Here is a 15,395-nt window from a genome sequence, read left to right as displayed (position 1 = left end):
TTATCAGGCGTAAGCCGCGGCCGGAATAACCTTCCCAAGACGGAGGGCGTCCAGCGCGATCATTTTTTCTTCGTTGGTAGGGATAACCGCGCAGGCTACGCGGGACGACTCGGTGGAGATCACGCGCTCACCCGCGCTGCCAGGAAGGGTATTTTTGGCGTCGTCGAGGCGGATGCCGAATACGTTCAGATGTTCCGCCACCAGCGCGCGGACAAGCTTCGAGTTTTCGCCAATGCCGCCGGTAAAGACCACCCCATCCAGGCGGTGCAGCGACGCCGCGTGCCCGGCGATATGTCGCGCAATGCGGTGAACAAAGGTGTGTATTGCCAGCTGCGCCCGCTCATTGCCTTCGTGCCAGGCTTTCTCCAGCGTGCGTAAATCGGAGGAGATGCCGGAGATCCCCAGCAGCCCGGACTCTTTATTGACCACGCGCTCCAGGTCCTCAAACGACTGCCCGGTCTGCCGGGCAATCCACGTCATCGCGCCGAAGTCCACGTCGCCACAGCGCGTGCCCATCATCAGCCCTTCCAGCGGCGTCATCCCCATCGAGGTGTCGACACTTTCGCCGTTGCGCACCGCGCAGATGGACGCCCCGTTGCCGAGATGGGCAATCACCAGGCCGCTGTCATCGGGGGACAGCCCGAGAAGCGTATGCGCCTGCGCGGCAACGTAACGGTGAGAGGTCCCGTGGAAGCCGTAGCGGCGCACGCCCAGCGCTTCAAAATAGCGGTACGGCAGACCGTACAGATACGCGTGCGGCGGCAGCGTCTGGTGGAAGCTGGTATCAAATACCGCCACCTGCTGCACGCCCGGGAACAGACGCTCTGCCGCTTCCACGCCGTTCAGGTTGGCGTAGTTATGCAGCGGCGCCAGCGGGGAGACCTGGCGGATCTGCGCAATCACCTCTTCCGTGATCAGGGTCGACTCGCTGAAGAGGTCGCCACCGTGCGCAATGCGGTGGCCAATTAAGGCCACGCTGCTCATCAGGTTACGCTTCTCCAGCTCCAGGGCGATGGCAGCCAGCGCCCCTTCGTAGTCCTGGTGAGCCAGTCTGGCCGGCTCACCCCCGTTCACGGAAATAAAGGCCTTCTCGGTGTTGATGCCGTCCGCAATGCCCGTCATCAGGGGATCGCAGCTGCTGGCGTCGAGCACCGAAAACTTAACAGAGGACGATCCGCAGTTAATAACCAGTACAACCGGAAACTCAATCATCATGTGACTCCGCTCTTCCTGAGCAATGGGTTAGAACAGTTTGTAAACGATATTCAGAATGGTCAGCAGGCCGACCGCGGTAACGAAGATGTTCTCGGTACGCCCTTTGTATTTCGCCAGCGCAGGCGCCTTGCGGATGGCGTACATCGGCAGCAGGCACAGCAGAGAGGCGATGATTGGCGCACCCATGGCTTCAATAAGGTCCAGAATGTTCGGGTTGGCGTAGGCCACTACCCAGGTGGAGCCCATGATGAACACCATGCTGATGGTGTTCAGCTTGCCGACAGAGACTTTCTTCTTATCGCCCTTGTAGCCGAACTTGAGGATCAGGCCGTTCAGCCCTTCCAGCGTGCCGAGGTAGTGCCCGAAGAAGGATTTGAAGATAGCCACCAGCGCGATGATGGAGGCACCGTATTCCAGCACCGTCGCGAACGTCGATTTGGTTCCGGACATTGACGCAAAGTGGTTCGCCAGGTAGGAGAGCACCGGAATGTTCTGCGCCTTGGCGTCCGCCATGTTCTGCGGAGAGAGCGTAAACAGGCAGCTAAAGGCGAAGAACATCACCACGGCCACCATCAGCAGGCTGGCGCGACCGATGATTTTGGAACATTTCTGCTCGGTAAATTCTTTACCGAACTCTGGTTCGTACTCTTCGCGCTTGGAGACCACAAACGAGGAGACGATAGGCGAGAAGTTGAAGGAGAAGACCATGATGGAGATACCCAGCCACACGGTGACCAGAATGCCGTCATGACCGGTGAAGGCGATATCGCTCAGGTTGACCTGGTCGATCACCGCCGAGTTCCAGTAAGGGATCAGCGACAGGGAAATCAGCACCAGGCTGGCAATAAACGGGAACACCAGGAAGCTCATGACCTTCACCATCAGGTCTTTACCAAACCAGATAACAAAGGCCATCAGCAGCAGCAGGAACAGCGCCACGACGCCGCGGTTCAGCGCAGGCAGCTGGAGCTGGTTTTCCCAGAAGGTCATAAAGGTGTTGGTAATGGTGACGCCGTAAATCCACAGCAGCGGGCAAATGGCGAAGAAGTAGAGGAACGTGATCACCACTCCGCCGGTCTTACCAAAGTGCTCTTCCACCGTTTCGGTGATGTTGCCGGAAACGTTGCTGCCGGACAGGCACAAACGCGCCAGCGCGCGGTGGCAGTAAAACGCAATCGGGAACGCGAGAACCAGCATCAGCAGGATAGGGATCAATCCACCAAAGCCTGCGCGAATGGGGAAGAACAGCACGCCTGCGCCAATGGCGGTACCAAACAGGCCAAGCGTCCAGGTGGTATCAGACTTACGCCAGGAGGACGTTTTTGTCTGGCCAACGATAATGCTTTCTGTGTTGCTCATAGGTCACCTTTATGCGTCAACGAAGCCGGTAATTTGGGAAACACGAGAGAGATCGATATTGCCGCCGGAAATAATGCAGACGGTTTTACGACCCTGAATATAGTGGTCGAGCTTGCCGCTTAATAACGCGGCACAGGCCAGCGCACCCGCGCCTTCCGTCACCACTTTATTTCGCTGAATAAGCGCGATCATGCTGTCGCGAATGTTGTCTTCGCTGACCAGCACAATGTCATCAACCAACTCGCGAACAATTTCGAACGGTAAATTACCGGGACGAGAAACGTCACAGCCGTCGGCCAGCGTGCCGGTAACGCGATGGCTCATTATTTCTCCGGCCTGATAAGACGCCGCCATGCCGTGAACATTCTCTGACTGCACGCCGATAATATTAATGGTCGGATTGATGGATTTAATCGCCGTGGCAATCCCGGCAATTAATCCGCCGCCGCCGATAGGCACAATGACGTTATCCACGTCGTATAAATCTTCAAGAATTTCCAGGCCGATGGTGCCCTGCCCAGCAATGACTTTGGCATCGTCGTAAGGGGGAATAAAAATACGCCCTTCCATCTCGACGATTTCGCTGACCTTAGCGATGGTGTCGTTGAAGTTCTCGCCGTGCAGCACCACTTCGGCGGAGTAGTCGCGCGTGGCGGCAACCTTGGATTTCGGCGCGCCCATCGGCATCACCACTTTGCCGTCGATGCCGAGCATGGCGCAGGAGAGGGACACACCCTGCGCGTGGTTCCCCGCGGAGCAGGCGACAACGCCTTTGCGTTTTTCAGCGTCGGTCAGCGAGCTTAACTTGTTAAACGCGCCGCGGATCTTAAACGAGCCGGTACGCTGCATGTTCTCAAACTTCAGGAATATTTCGCCCTTACAGCGTTCGCTGAGATAATTTGAGCGTGGCATGCCGGTTTTATATATTTTTCCTGCCAGTCGTTTTCTGGCGTCCTGAATATCTTCAATCGTTACCGGGAGATCGTAGGTAATATGCATAATATCCTCGTTATAATAATTCATTCTTTTCAGGCAAAGTCAGGGTATCAGCGCGTTAACATGTTAACGCTCTGGGTGTTTTTAAAATGGGTGCTAATTATTCATCGTCGTCTTTCGATATTCATCGACGAATATTGTTTTGCCAGCTCAACTAATACTGACGCCGATTTTTTAATCCTGTAATTTTTTGACCACACGGCGGCATAACGCGCCACGGGTAATTCATCTTCCACTGGCAAGACAATAAACTGGTCAGAACCGAACGGTGCAATCATGTCGCGGGGAATGACCGTCAGATAATCGGCATTCAGGACAAGGTTATAAATGGTGACGACGGAATCGGTCTGGACGATGTTTTCGATACTGATGTGGTTGTCTTGCAGGGTGGTCAGAAGTTCTTTGTAGTAGCCCATATCGGTTTGCGGCATCACCCACTGCTCGTGCGTGAGCGATGCCAGTGTCGTCGGGCCGGTGCACGTTCGCGTTTTGCTGGCGACCAGCACAAACTCGGACTCAAACAGCGGTTCGACGTGCAGGTCCTGCAGCAGCATTTCATCGCTCAGCGTGCCGATAGCGAAATCCAGACGACCGTCGCGGATGGCCGGAAGGAAAGAGGAGAGCTGGGCTTCATACATCGAGACGCGCGCTTTCGGGAACACTTCCTTGAATTTTTTGATCATCTCAGACAGGAAGGTAAAGCCGATCAGCGACGGGTAGCCAAAGGAGACGTCCATAACGGTACTGAAACTCAGGCTGTTAATCTCACTCACCATGTTTTTCATTTCGCGGGTGATCGACTCAGAGTACGAGAGCAGAACCTGGCCCGCGGCAGTGAGTTTTACGCCGGTGTTTTTACGCACCATCACTTCCACGCCGAAGTAGGATTCGATATCGCTGATGATTTTGCTGACGGCAGGCTGCGTCAGGCCCAGCTGTCTTGCTGCAGAACCTATGGAGCCACTTTTAATGACTTCCTGAAATACCACGAGGTGCTGTGTTTTCGGTAGAATAATAGTGTTCATAATATTCTGCGCTTATTTCCCTATGACGGGGTGAATTCTACTCAATAATGTTTGAAGGGGTATGTGCTGTTACTCACAATTTGCTTTCCAGGCCCCTTAACCCATACATCAAAAATCCAATAAAACCGATATCTATCAAAGAGATACAGCAGTATAAATATGCTACTACGCTGATATTGATCAACAAAAATAGCGGTAATAAATTTATTTTATGGCGATAACCCGGATAAATTTTACCGTCTGGAAAAAATCAATAAAGACGATATTTCAGGCAATTAAAGGCCAATAAATAACCGCTATTTGTTTGAAACATTCTTTCAATTTATCAAATTTTTCCGACGCGAATTTTCAGGCTTGCGGAAAAGAGTGGAATACGTCACATATTCACGGGAGAAATGTATTTGAATTCAATATATCTATATCAAACGAGAAAAGTTTCGCGATCATTAAGGTAACAATCATAACAAATTATCAATACTGAAAATCGCCTGTTTTTTAGCGTGAAATTTTGTGATGGCGATCGTCTACAGATTCAGGAGCGATACTGAGGGGATAAAAACAGTGAAATGTGCTTAATGTCGCAAATATGAGAATTGATGTCGTTTGTCCGGTGCCGGATGGCGCTGCGCTTACCCTGGTCTACAACCCCAGAGAGCAAAAACCCCGCCGAAGCGGGGTTTTCTAAGAAGTTGAAGCTGACCGATAAGGCGGCTTCGTTCAACCATACGTCAGGCATCTGAGGCGCTGGGGTTGTCGTGTGTCGCAGACTGTATCTCACTCCGTGTGACAGAGTAAAGCTCTACAATGGACGTGCCTTTCACACCCAACCATGCCTAATTGCTAACATTTGTAACATACCAACGACAAAAAACAAAAGACTGACAACCGCTAGGTATATCTCCGCGTAGAATGGGCCAATAAGTCGTTTTGGTAGCCCACGAATAAAGTCCTTGTCATCGTTTTTGGTCAGGATTGAGCTTTTATTCCACAACAGCGGCATGTATATAAAACTCACTTTCGTGCTGTATGCCACTTTGACATAAAGCGTGTTAACGTTCTCGAACAGCAGTACAGCATCAGGCAAACTACCGTATCTTTCTTTGTACAGGATGCAGATCTCTTTAAATCTATCCCTGTTCAGAACTGAGGCTATGATACTGGCTATACCGAAGCCGAAAGCAAGTGCACCAATAATTACTGTTGCCTTGGCGCTAAGTAGGTCATCAATAGTCATTGCTTGTAACCTCATATAGCGATTCACCAACGAAGCCACCGAACGCGGATGTGGCTTTATCGCTCCCATATGCAATAGCGCCATTTACCCCAAGCGTACAAAGTAATGCTCCTGCACCTGCGGCTTCTATGGTTGCAGCGCCAAGCACTATCGCACAGACGGTATTTGCTGCGGCTGTACCCGCAATTTTTCCAGCTATCGCACCGCCGATCAGGCTACCGGAAAACTCACCAATAGAGGTAAACGTCGTTTTCGCACAATCTCGCCCCACGGTACAGGCTTCCGTGATCTTCGCTGCAGTATCCAAAGCAGACAGACCAATGCCGATCTTCCCGGCTGTTTCCATCCACTTGACGTACTTCGCCAGCTTCTCAATGTGGGTTGCGTAACCTTCAATATCACTAACACCAGTTTCGTTCCAGCGGTGGGTGATTGAACGGCTGGAAAGGCCGAGGGCGCTTTTAAGGTCGGTGTATTCATTGAACATGAAACGATGCTTCATGAACATCTTCAGCACACTATCGAGTTGCCCGAACAGGCGACTGCGCTCAACAAAGAATTGTTCACCGATCAGTGTGCCGCTGGTGATGTACTGGTTCTTGTAGGTTTTCTCGATCTCGACAAGGATTTTTTCTACCTGTTCAAAATACCCTTTCGCGGCTTCGGTTGCTTGTCCTGAGTATCCATAAGTATCGCTCGCCGTACTGGCAGCAGCAGCGAACATCTCAATGGTGTCTTTGTGCTTGTAGAGAAAGTTGGCTTGTTGAATGGAAAGAGGAGCTAACGCTGCATCCACTCGCGCTTTCGCGGCCTGCATATGTGCAATTTGTTCGCTGTCCTGTTTATCAGGGTCAACCACCAGCAGAATAGATCCTGCTTTGTATTCCTTACCCGCGCCGTTAAGTGATCGGTAAAGTTCTCGGGTTCCTTCTGGCTGACCGCCAGCAAACAGGATGCTTTCGAAAGTTTCGGTTGTCGAATGTCGAGGGACTACGCAAAAACCAGCATCTACACCTGTGCGTTTCTTTTTAGCTGTCTGAGCATGTTGTTCTGGCTCTTGCTGAGTTTGTTGTTCCGGGGCTATTCCAAAGGTTGTTGGTTTAGCGGTCATTATTCCCGGATGACGTTCACCTGTAAAACCAGATACAGCGATCACAAAGTTATCTTTGCAGTGGCATAAAACCAGATCACCATCACCCGCGATAAGACCATCTTCGAGGAGGCCGGTATAGGTTGCATTGATTTCAAAAGCACCTTTGCAAACATCACACCATGCTTTATCACCAGCCCTCACCAATGGATTGTGGTCTTCATCAAAAATAGTTGATGAGGCGGAAACAATGTGCCCGTACCTCGTTTTATTACCCAGCTTTGCAAGCGTTCTTTGCGTAACCATCAGCGATCCCTCAATGAGTCAGCTCTGTTTCAGATACTTTTTCTACTTCGAAATGCTCAACAAGAAATCCTTTAGCTGCTGGGATGCCAAGGCGAAGCACCAGTATTGTTGTGCCTTGTGGCGTGCTTATTATTTCATCACTATTGCTGAGGCGACTGCCAACAAGCGCAACGCTTTGACGACTGCCATTATGCCCAGCGTCTCCTGCGCCACTGATTATTGCCGCTTCTGTGCCATCGGGATAAACAACAGTATCCAGAGTTTGAGCTACTCTCAGTTTTTGACCGTTGCTGATCTCCACTTCCGTGGTAGCAGTTGCGGTTTTGAGTATGCCGCCGTCACGAGTCAGGCTTCCTTCAACCGCGATGCGGTAGAACTCAATAACTGGATGCTGTTTCAAGTCAGCTTGCTGTTTAGCAAGTAACTCCTGCCATTCCTCCGTCATTCCGGAAAGTTGCTCATTACTGAAAGCTGGTTTATCAAAAGAAGCCAGAATCTCTGGAGTAAGTTCATTGGTATACTGCTGCATAAATCCCTCTGCTTGCTGTGAATTTGGCTGTATCCAGCATTCATTGTACAAATAACCCCCATGCTCCCGAAAGCGGTTTTCCACACAAATTGAAACGACGTTTTAAATAATTCACTCGGTGAATAATTTATGTTATTTCATTCGGATTGTGAAATATTGAAGCTTTTGCTGTATGGACGATGTTTCGACCTGCTGACGCAGGTATCCAAATTCAAACACATTATATTTTTCATCAGCTAGCGAACCTGACTTTCGCAAGGTACTACGCACGTTTGAGGGAATTTTTTTGCTGCGGCATAGAATGCGGCCTGAATGCTGAGTAAATAATCATCAATGCATTTTTGTTCGAATTTCCTGCTTTTCTGAACAATATCCAATAGTAGGGCTGGCTCAAGCCTGGACGATTTTACAAATGAAATGAACATAGGGAGACGGGAAGATATAAACCTTGCTCTGCTGGCTGAATCGCAGCCCAGAGACACGCGAAAAAAACCGCCTGAAGGTAATCGGAAATGAAGGCAGTAGGGGTTGCCGCGCTTTAGAATATTCGGGATGGAACAGCCGTTGGTGTGCCTCGTTTGTATCACAGTCTGTGTCACAGTTTTGCCTTAGAAAGCCTGAGACACACCAACGTATTGTTTTAGAAGAAGTTGAAGCTGACCGATAAGCCGGGTTCTGTCGTGGACAGTCATTCATCTAGGCCAGCAATCGCTCACTGGCTCAAGCAGCCTACCCGGGTTCAGTACGGGCCGTACCATGTGAACCCCTATTTGGCCTTGCTCCGGGTGGAGTTTACCGTGCCACGGACTGTTACCAGCCGCGCGGTGCGCTCTTACCGCACCCTTTCACCCTTACCTGATCCCGCTTGCGCGGGCCATCGGCGGTTTGCTCTCTGTTGCACTGGTCGTGGGTTTCCCCCCCAGGCGTTACCTGGCACCCTGCCCTATGGAGCCCGGACTTTCCTCCCCTCCGCCCGTCTCCCCCGAAAGGGACGACGACGAAGCGGCGACTGTCTGGTCAGCTTCGGCGCGCAGTATAGAGGGTTTGCGCGCCGCTGTCACCCTAAGGTGTGGGCAAGGCGTGATTAACGCGCCACTTCCACCTTCGCCAGTTTCTCGTAGTAGCATGCAATCGCGCTGTGATCGGCCGTGCCCAGACCATCGGCACGCAGCGCCTGCATCATCTCCATGACCGCCGCGGTCAGCGGTAGCTGTGCGCCCACGCCGTGTGACGTATCCAGCGCGTTCGCCAGATCTTTGATATGCAGGTCGATGCGGAAACCGGGTTTGAAATTACGATCCATGACCATCGGCGCTTTGGCATCCAGCACGGTGCTGCCCGCCAGACCACCGCGAATGGCCTGATAGACCAGATCCGGATTGACGCCCGCTTTGGTTGCCAGCGTCAGCGCTTCGGACATGGCGGCAATGTTCAGCGCCACAATCACCTGGTTGGCCAGCTTGGTCACGTTACCTGCCCCGATGTCCCCGGTATGTACCACGGAGCCCGCCATGGCTTTCATCAGGTCGTAAAATCTATCGAAAACGGCTTTATCACCGCCGACCATCACCGACAGCGTGCCGTCGATCGCTTTCGGCTCACCGCCGCTGACCGGCGCATCCAGCATATCGACGCCCTTCGCTTTTAACGCCTCGCTGATTTCACGGCTTGCGAGCGGCGCAATAGAGCTCATATCGATCAGTACCAGGCCCGGCTTCGCACCGTCGATAATGCCGTTTTCACCCAGCGCAACCTCTTTAACATGCGGGGAGTTTGGCAGCATGGTGATGATAACATCGCACTGCTCGGCAATGGCTTTAGCGGTGGTGGCCGTTTCTGCGCCCGCCGCCATCACCTCCGCCACGGCCTGCGAATTATGATCGGATACAACCAGGGAGTAACCCGCTTTGATGAGGTTCTTACTCATTGGTTTACCCATGATCCCTAGGCCAATAAAACCCACTTTCAGCGTCATAATCTGTTTCCTCATGATGGTTATTTTTTAAAAGCGTCCGCTAATTTCTGCGTAGCCGAGCGGAATACGCCGAGGTCGCTGCCGACGGCAACAAACGTGGCTCCCCACTCCAGATAGCGACGAGCGTCAGCCTCAACCGGCGCCAGAATCCCGCACGGTTTGCCGTGTGCTTTGGCGCGGGCAAAGATGTGCTGGATCGCGCGCTGCACGTCAGGGTGGCTGGCGTTACCCAGATGGCCAAAGGCAGCAGCCAGATCGCTTGGGCCGACGAAGATACCGTCCACGCCGTTTGTGGCTGCAATTGCGTCAACGTTATCAACGCCCTGCTGGCTCTCGATCTGAACCAGAATGGTGATGTTGCTATTGGCCTGCGCGAAGTAGTCCGGCACGGTGCCAAACATATTGGCGCGATGCGAAACCGAAACGCCGCGGATCCCTTCTGGCGGATAGCGCGTTGACGCAACGGCCAGTGCCGCTTGTTCTTCCGTCTCCACAAACGGGATCAGGAAGTTGTAGAAACCGATATCCAGCAGACGCTTGATAATCACCGGCTCGTTGGTGGGTACGCGCACCACCGGGGCGCTGTGGCTGCCTTTTAACGCCATCAGCTGCGGAATGAACGTGCTGATATCGTTCGGCGCATGTTCGCCGTCCAGCACCAGCCAGTCGAAACCGGCCAGACCCAGCACTTCGGTGCTGATAGGGTTTGCCAGCGCGGACCAGCAGCCAATCTGAATCTGGTGCGCCGCGAGAGCCGCTTTAAATTTATTCGGGAAGATATCGTTACTCATCGTATTTACCTTTTTTATTCCGCAGCCTTTTTCAGTATCATTTTATTTATTCAGACACCGCGCCAGCATTATATTTATTATTCTGACGTATTTTGGCGTTATAAAATCGTCATTCAGTATAAGACGCAATCCACGACCACACATTGTTGTAATGCTCAAGCATTGCGGTACATTTTGATAAAATCTTTTGCATATGCACAAGGCACTGGGCGCTAATGCACAGAATCAGGGATTGCCGGTTCGGGAGCGATCGCGATCACATTTTCATATCCCCTATGCTGCCATGCTTTATTTCTGAAAGCCGCGTATTTATTTCTACCATTAGAAAATTGGCTGAATTTATTATCAGACACTTTGCTGGAGAATAGTGAACAATGGCCGACATTGAAATTCGACAGGCATCGCCGACGGCGTTTTATATAAAAGTCCACGATACCGATAACGTGGCGATTATTGTCAACGATAATGGCTTAAAAGCGGGCACCCGCTTCCCGGACGGGCTGGAACTGATTGAGCATATTCCACAGGGACATAAAGTCGCCCTGGTGGATATCCCTGCTAATAGCGAAATCGTACGTTACGGTGAAGTCATCGGCTATGCCGTTCGCTCTATACCACAGGGTAGCTGGGTTGAGGAGTCGCTGGTGGCGCTGCCGGAAGCGCCGCCGCTGAACACGCTTCCGCTGGCGACCCGCGTGCCGGAACCGCTTCCTCCGCTGGAGGGCTATACCTTCGAAGGCTACCGCAACGCGGACGGCAGCGTTGGCACCAAAAATCTGCTCGGCATTACCACCAGCGTGCACTGCGTGGCGGGCGTGGTGGATTACGTGGTGAAAATCATCGAGCGCGATCTGCTGCCGAAATACCCGAACGTGGATGGCGTAGTGGGTCTGAACCACCTCTACGGCTGCGGCGTGGCGATTAATGCACCCGCTGCCGTAGTGCCGATCCGTACCATTCACAACATCGCCCTGAACCCGAATTTTGGCGGCGAGGTGATGGTCATCGGTCTGGGGTGTGAAAAATTGCAGCCCGAGCGCCTGCTGCAGGGCACCGAAGATATGAAAGCCATTCCGGTAGACGATGCCAGCATCGTGCGGCTGCAAGACGAACGCCACGTTGGTTTCCGCTCAATGGTCGACGATATTCTGCAGGTAGCAGAGCGTCATCTGGACAAACTCAACCGCCGCCAGCGCGAAACGTGCCCGGCCTCGGATCTGGTCGTGGGCACCCAGTGCGGCGGCAGCGATGCCTTCTCCGGCGTGACGGCCAACCCGGCGGTGGGTTTTGCGTCCGACCTGCTTGTTCGCTGCGGCGCCACGGTGATGTTCTCCGAGGTGACCGAAGTGCGTGACGCCATCCATCTGCTTACGCCACGCGCCGTTAATGAAGAGGTCGGCAAGCGCCTGCTTGAGGAGATGGCCTGGTACGATAGCTATCTTGATATGGGCAAAACCGACCGCAGCGCCAACCCGTCTCCGGGCAACAAAAAAGGCGGCCTGGCAAACGTGGTGGAAAAAGCCCTTGGCTCTATTGCGAAATCCGGCCAGAGCGCCATTGCAGAAGTGCTCTCTCCAGGCCAGCGCCCGACGAAGCGCGGCCTGATTTACGCGGCAACGCCGGCCAGCGACTTCGTCTGCGGCACGCAGCAGGTGGCATCCGGCATTACGGTACAGGTCTTTACCACCGGGCGCGGCACGCCGTACGGCCTGATGGCGGTGCCGGTGATCAAGATGGCGACCCGCACCGAACTGGCAAACCGCTGGTATGACTTAATGGACATCAACGCGGGCACCATCGCCACCGGGGAAGAGAGCATTGAGGACGTGGGCTGGAAACTGTTCCACTTCATTCTGGACGTGGCGAGCGGGCGGAAGAAAACCTTTTCTGACCAATGGGGGCTGCATAACCAGCTTGCGGTGTTCAACCCGGCACCGGTGACGTGATTCACATTCCCAACCGCACCGAACGGTCCCCTCTCCCCTATGGGGAGAGGGTTAGGGTGAGGGGAAAGCCCCCTTAAACCAACACCACCTCAATCCCGCTTTTCCGCAGCCCGTCCAGGCTCTCCGCCGGAATGCCTTCATCGACAATAATCATATCAATCCTTTGCGTATCAATGATTTTATGCAGGCTTGAGCGATTAAACTTGCTGGAGTCTGTGACAACGATAATACGCTCCGCCACCTCGCACATTTTGCGGTTCAAACGGGCTTCATCCTCGTTGTGCGTGCTCACGCCGCGATCGAGATCGATGGCGTCCACGCCCAGGAACAGCAGGTCAAAATGGTAATTCTGTAGCGACTGTTCTGCCTGGTCACCGTAGAAGGATTGCGACTGACGGCGCAGATGCCCGCCGGTCATCAGCAACTCCACCCCGTCTGCTTCCAGGAGCGCATTCGCCACGTTCATTCCGTTGGTCATCGCAATGACGTCCGTGTGCTGGCGCAGCATACGGGCGATTTCAAACGTCGTGGTGCCGGAGTCCAGAATAATACGGTGCCCGGGTTTGACCAGCGCGGCAGCGGCCTGCGCGATGCTGCGCTTCACCGCCGTATTCAGCGAGCTTTTATCTTCTACGGAAGGCTCAGCGCCCGGCATGGTGCCTTCGCAAATCAATGCCCCACCGTAAGCGCGAACGGCAATGCCCTGCTTCTCCAGGAACGCCAGGTCGTTGCGGATCGTCACCGTCGAGACGCCGTACAGATGAGACAGGTCGTTAACCTGCACGCTTCCCTGCGCCCGCAACCGCTGAATGATCTGCTCTCGCCTTTCACTGGTGCCGGTGATGCGCTTTTCCGCGGATGAATCGGTGCTGCTCATACGAGCTCCTTAATAAATAGTCTTTCGTTTCATTTCGTTTTGCCTATTAAGGCCTTTCTTTTTCGGGAATGCAAGCCCCGCCTTACGGACAGACGCAAGCCGACACTGCGCTGAAACCTTTCATTATGTTTCTTTTGTGAAACAGATCGGAAATCTATTATCTTTCGTTTTATTTTTATACCACCATGATGCAGGATTAAATGAAACAAAACGAAAGAAAAGTGTCATTACCATCCGAAATGGAGAGGAAAGTGAAACATCTGACAGAAATGGTGGAACACCATAAACGAGGGAATGCAAACGGGATCTATGCCGTCTGTTCCGCACATCCGCTGGTACTTGAAGCTGCCATTCGTTACGCGCATTCGCATCAGTCGCCGCTGCTGATCGAGGCCACCTCCAACCAGGTGGATCAGTTTGGCGGCTATACCGGCATGACGCCTGCGGATTTTCACGGGTTTGTCTGCCAGCTCGCCGAGTCGCTCGGCTTCCCGACGTCACAGCTGATCCTCGGCGGCGATCATTTAGGCCCCAACCGCTGGCAAAATCTCCCTGCGGAACAGGCGATGGCCAATGCAGACGATCTGATCAAAAGCTATGTCTCTGCCGGATTCAAAAAGATCCACCTCGACTGCAGCATGTCCTGCGAGGACGACCCCGTTCCCCTGAACGATGCGATCGTTGCCGCACGCGCCGCACGCCTGGCGAAGATCGCCGAAGCGACCCGTCGCGAGCAGTTTGGTGAATCCGATCTGGTCTACGTTATCGGTACGGAAGTGCCGGTTCCCGGCGGCGCGCACGAGACGCTCACCGAACTTGCCGTCACCATGCCGGACGCGGCCCGCGCCACGCTTGAAGCCCATCGCCACGCCTTCGAAAAGGAAGGCTTAAGCGACATTTGGCCGCGCATTATTGGCCTGGTGGTCCAGCCTGGCGTGGAGTTCGACCACGCGCACGTCTGCGACTATCAGCCGCAGAAAGCCGTTGCCCTGAGCAAAATGGTTGAAGCCTACGATACGCTGGTGTTTGAAGCCCACTCCACCGACTACCAGACGCCGCAGGCGCTGCGTCAGCTGGTCAACGATCACTTTGCGATTCTAAAAGTTGGCCCCGCCCTGACCTTCGCCCTGCGCGAAGCGCTGTTCTCGCTGGCCGCCATAGAAGAGGAGCTGCTGCCGGCAAAAGCCAGCTCGGGCCTGCGTCACGTGCTGGAAAACGTCATGCTCGATCGCCCGGAATACTGGCAAAGCCATTACCACGGTGACGGCAACGCGCGTCGCCTGGCGCGCGGCTACAGCTACTCTGACCGCGTGCGCTACTACTGGCCGGACAGCCAGATCGACAACGCCTTTGAACGGCTGGTGCGTAACCTGGCAGACGAGCCTATTCCTCTGCCGCTGATCAGCCAGTACCTGCCGTTGCAGTACGGCAAAGTTCGCGAGGGCGCTCTCAAGTCAACGCCACGGGAACTCATCATCGACCACATTCAGGACATACTCCAGCAGTACCACGCCGCCTGCGAAGGCGTAACGACTCAAAACGCATAATTAAAAAATGAGGAAAACGCTATGCCAAACATTGTTTTATGCCGCATCGACGAACGCCTGATCCACGGTCAGGTGGGCGTACAGTGGGTGGGGTTTGCGGGGGCAAACCTGGTGCTGGTCGCTAACGATGAGGTCGCAGAGGATCCGGTTCAACAGAACCTGATGGAAATGGTGCTCGCGGAAGGGATCGCCGTGCGCTTCTGGTCGCTGCAAAAAGTGATCGACAACATTCACCGCGCCGCTGACCGCCAGAAAATCCTGCTGGTCTGCAAATCACCCGCCGATTTTTTGAAGCTGGTTGAGGGCGGCGTGCCCATCACCCGTATTAACGTCGGAAACATGCACTACGCCAGTGGCAAACAACAAATTGCCAAAACGGTCTCTGTCGACGCGAACGATATCGCCGCGTTCAACGGCCTGAAAGCGGCCGGAGTGGAATGCTTCGTTCAGGGCGTTCCAACAGAAACTGCTTTGGATCTCTTTAAACTGCTCTGAGGGATTCACA

13 protein-coding genes and 1 other RNA gene are annotated in these 15,395 nt (G+C 53.5%); 3 read left to right on the top strand and 11 right to left on the bottom strand.

Features of this window, described 5'->3' with window-relative positions; genetic code table 11:
- Nucleotides 1-3: 3 nt before the first annotated feature.
- From tdcD to garL, 10 genes are all read right to left on the bottom strand, one after another.
- Nucleotides 4-1,212: a propionate kinase gene (gene tdcD / locus N037_RS09215; RefSeq protein ID WP_032640998.1), complete on the bottom strand. Its 1,209-nt coding sequence runs from the start codon at nt 1,210-1,212 to the stop codon at nt 4-6.
- Nucleotides 1,213-1,242: 30 nt separating this feature from the next.
- Entirely contained in the window at nt 1,243-2,574 is a 1,332-nt protein-coding gene (gene tdcC, locus N037_RS09210) for a threonine/serine transporter TdcC (RefSeq protein WP_023333551.1), read from the bottom strand.
- A gap of 9 nt (nt 2,575-2,583) precedes the next feature.
- Nucleotides 2,584-3,573, bottom strand: coding sequence for a bifunctional threonine ammonia-lyase/L-serine ammonia-lyase TdcB (tdcB, locus tag N037_RS09205; protein ID WP_032640996.1), 990 nt, complete (start codon nt 3,571-3,573; stop codon nt 2,584-2,586).
- Between the two features lie 101 nt (nt 3,574-3,674).
- Nucleotides 3,675-4,595, bottom strand: coding sequence for a transcriptional regulator TdcA (gene tdcA / locus N037_RS09200; protein WP_008501504.1), 921 nt, complete (start codon nt 4,593-4,595; stop codon nt 3,675-3,677).
- An 817-nt stretch (nt 4,596-5,412) separates the two neighbouring features.
- Nucleotides 5,413-5,829 carry a hypothetical protein gene (locus N037_RS09195; RefSeq protein WP_032640457.1) on the bottom strand — a complete coding sequence of 139 codons (417 nt, stop codon included), beginning with the start codon at nt 5,827-5,829 and terminating at the stop codon, nt 5,413-5,415.
- Nucleotides 5,819-7,225, bottom strand: a complete 1,407-nt coding sequence (locus tag N037_RS09190) for a PAAR domain-containing protein (RefSeq protein WP_072163927.1) — start codon at nt 7,223-7,225, stop codon at nt 5,819-5,821. The genes N037_RS09195 and N037_RS09190 overlap by 11 nt, the downstream gene beginning before the upstream one ends.
- Before the next feature lie 10 nt (nt 7,226-7,235).
- Nucleotides 7,236-7,754, bottom strand: coding sequence for a hypothetical protein (locus tag N037_RS09185; protein WP_050511232.1), 519 nt, complete (start codon nt 7,752-7,754; stop codon nt 7,236-7,238).
- 648 nt (nt 7,755-8,402) lie between these two features.
- Nucleotides 8,403-8,779, bottom strand: an RNA gene (gene rnpB / locus N037_RS11630) — RNase P RNA component class A.
- A 59-nt stretch (nt 8,780-8,838) separates the two neighbouring features.
- Nucleotides 8,839-9,729, bottom strand: a complete 891-nt coding sequence (gene garR, locus N037_RS09180) for a 2-hydroxy-3-oxopropionate reductase (protein WP_032640454.1) — start codon at nt 9,727-9,729, stop codon at nt 8,839-8,841.
- 20 nt (nt 9,730-9,749) lie between these two features.
- Entirely contained in the window at nt 9,750-10,520 is a 771-nt protein-coding gene (gene garL, locus N037_RS09175) for a 2-dehydro-3-deoxyglucarate aldolase (protein ID WP_032640452.1), read from the bottom strand.
- Between the two features lie 374 nt (nt 10,521-10,894).
- On the opposite strand from garL, the gene garD reads away from it, so the two are divergent.
- Complete coding sequence (garD, locus tag N037_RS09170) at nt 10,895-12,466, top strand: galactarate dehydratase (RefSeq protein ID WP_032640449.1); 1,572 nt, start codon at nt 10,895-10,897, stop codon at nt 12,464-12,466.
- Between the two features lie 73 nt (nt 12,467-12,539).
- Here the strand turns inward: garD and N037_RS09165 are convergent, their stop codons facing one another.
- Nucleotides 12,540-13,343, bottom strand: coding sequence for a DeoR family transcriptional regulator (locus tag N037_RS09165; protein ID WP_032640447.1), 804 nt, complete (start codon nt 13,341-13,343; stop codon nt 12,540-12,542).
- A gap of 251 nt (nt 13,344-13,594) precedes the next feature.
- Between N037_RS09165 and kbaZ the strand changes: the two genes are divergently transcribed.
- Both kbaZ and agaV read left to right on the top strand, forming a co-directional pair.
- Entirely contained in the window at nt 13,595-14,890 is a 1,296-nt protein-coding gene (gene kbaZ, locus N037_RS09160; protein ID WP_231686681.1) for a tagatose-bisphosphate aldolase subunit KbaZ, read from the top strand.
- A 21-nt stretch (nt 14,891-14,911) separates the two neighbouring features.
- A complete protein-coding gene (agaV, locus tag N037_RS09155) occupies nt 14,912-15,385 on the top strand; it encodes a PTS N-acetylgalactosamine transporter subunit IIB (protein WP_023333561.1) in 474 nt (157 codons plus the stop codon).
- Nucleotides 15,386-15,395: the final 10 nt, after the last annotated feature.

The organism is Enterobacter sp. EGD-HP1, from assembly GCF_000733275.2.
Classification (GTDB): Bacteria; Pseudomonadota; Gammaproteobacteria; order Enterobacterales; family Enterobacteriaceae; genus Enterobacter.
The sequence above is the reverse complement of the archived record's forward strand: the minus strand, read 5'-3'. Positions and strand labels throughout refer to the sequence as shown.

Excerpts from the sequence above, each read along its gene's own strand:
- tdcD (WP_032640998.1), bottom strand. The coding sequence starts at position 1,212 with ATGATTGAGTTTCCGGTTGTACTGGTTATTAACTGCGGATCGTCCTCT.
- tdcC (WP_023333551.1), bottom strand. The coding sequence starts at position 2,574 with ATGAGCAACACAGAAAGCATTATCGTTGGCCAGACAAAAACGTCCTCC.
- tdcB (WP_032640996.1), bottom strand. The coding sequence starts at position 3,573 with ATGCATATTACCTACGATCTCCCGGTAACGATTGAAGATATTCAGGAC.
- tdcA (WP_008501504.1), bottom strand. The coding sequence starts at position 4,595 with ATGAACACTATTATTCTACCGAAAACACAGCACCTCGTGGTATTTCAG.
- N037_RS09195 (WP_032640457.1), bottom strand. The coding sequence starts at position 5,829 with ATGACTATTGATGACCTACTTAGCGCCAAGGCAACAGTAATTATTGGT.
- N037_RS09190 (WP_072163927.1), bottom strand. The coding sequence starts at position 7,225 with ATGGTTACGCAAAGAACGCTTGCAAAGCTGGGTAATAAAACGAGGTAC.
- N037_RS09185 (WP_050511232.1), bottom strand. The coding sequence starts at position 7,754 with ATGCAGCAGTATACCAATGAACTTACTCCAGAGATTCTGGCTTCTTTT.
- garR (WP_032640454.1), bottom strand. The coding sequence starts at position 9,729 with ATGACGCTGAAAGTGGGTTTTATTGGCCTAGGGATCATGGGTAAACCA.
- garL (WP_032640452.1), bottom strand. The coding sequence starts at position 10,520 with ATGAGTAACGATATCTTCCCGAATAAATTTAAAGCGGCTCTCGCGGCG.
- garD (WP_032640449.1), top strand. The coding sequence starts at position 10,895 with ATGGCCGACATTGAAATTCGACAGGCATCGCCGACGGCGTTTTATATA.
- N037_RS09165 (WP_032640447.1), bottom strand. The coding sequence starts at position 13,343 with ATGAGCAGCACCGATTCATCCGCGGAAAAGCGCATCACCGGCACCAGT.
- agaV (WP_023333561.1), top strand. The coding sequence starts at position 14,912 with ATGCCAAACATTGTTTTATGCCGCATCGACGAACGCCTGATCCACGGT.